1 protein-coding gene and 1 pseudogene are annotated in these 980 nt (G+C 63.3%); both read right to left on the reverse strand.

Annotated elements, in window-relative coordinates; genetic code table 11:
* A partial coding sequence (locus PZA18_RS23945) for a DUF6531 domain-containing protein (protein WP_284103407.1) occupies nucleotides 1-284 on the reverse strand: 284 nt, incomplete at its 3' end.
* A 120-nt stretch (nucleotides 285-404) separates the two neighbouring features.
* Nucleotides 405-980 (reverse strand): annotated as a pseudogene (locus tag PZA18_RS23950) (bacteriophage T4 gp5 trimerisation domain-containing protein); the annotation flags it as partial.

Below are 980 nucleotides of genomic sequence, written 5' to 3' on the forward strand. Positions count from 1 at the left end.
CTCCAGCCCTGGCCCAGCAGACCAATGCGGCCGTTGTAGGAGCTGTAGGTACGTTGCCAGACCAGTGGCATCGGTCCGGGCAGGGCAAAGTCCAGCTCTTCGGCTCCCGCCAGAATCTTGCAGCCCAGCAGCGGATTCACCGGCTTACCCGTGGTGACCGCGTTGTGGCAGACCGAACAGGCGCGACCATTGGCGCCGTCGCCAATCAGTACGGATGACGAGCCTTGCACAATGACGCCACCTTCGACGGCGTCGGTCAGGCGGGCGGCGGGGCGGCCGGGCATGGGCGCATCCTTTCTGGGGGGCAACGAACGGGTATAGCCGCTTTATAGCCAAGTCGGTTCCAGGCTGCTGCCTGCCGGTCCGGTCGCCCTGCCAGTCTGGGGGCGGCGGATCTGGCTGGCTCAGTCGGCATTGATCTTCACCAGCGGACCGATGATCTCGATGCCCTCGGGGGAGAGCCGGATCGTGCTGGGGCCGCAGACCAGAACCAGCTCTTTGGCGGCATGGCACTCAATCTTGTTCTGACCGCTCAGCTTCAGAAAGTCGCCCGAAGCCAGCACATCCTGGCCATCGGCGGTCAGACTGAGCCAGGATTCATTGATCGCCAGCGCCAGGCGCTTACCGTCCATGGTCAGTGAGCTGGGGGTGGCATCGGACTGGGCATGGTCCGAGGACGCGACGATGGGCGTGCTGCCCGCAGCGGGCGCTGCCGACGGCTCGCCCGCCGTACCGGCCTGCAGCTGATAACGTTCTCCAACGTCGACGCCATAGGTCTTTCCGACCTTGCTCGTCTGGGTTTGACCGACTGTCACACTCCGGCTCATCCCCACATTCAGTAGCATGCTGACCCCGACATTGACGTTGTAAGCCATGCCGATGGTCATCATCTTGGCCAGGCCGACGTTCTGCATATAGGCCATGCCAACCGTCTCGGTCTTGAGCTGGCCGACCTTGATCGACCAGTTCTTGCTGATCTT

Source organism: Parachitinimonas caeni (assembly GCF_030129945.1).
Lineage (GTDB): Bacteria > Pseudomonadota > Gammaproteobacteria > Burkholderiales > Chitinimonadaceae > Parachitinimonas > Parachitinimonas caeni.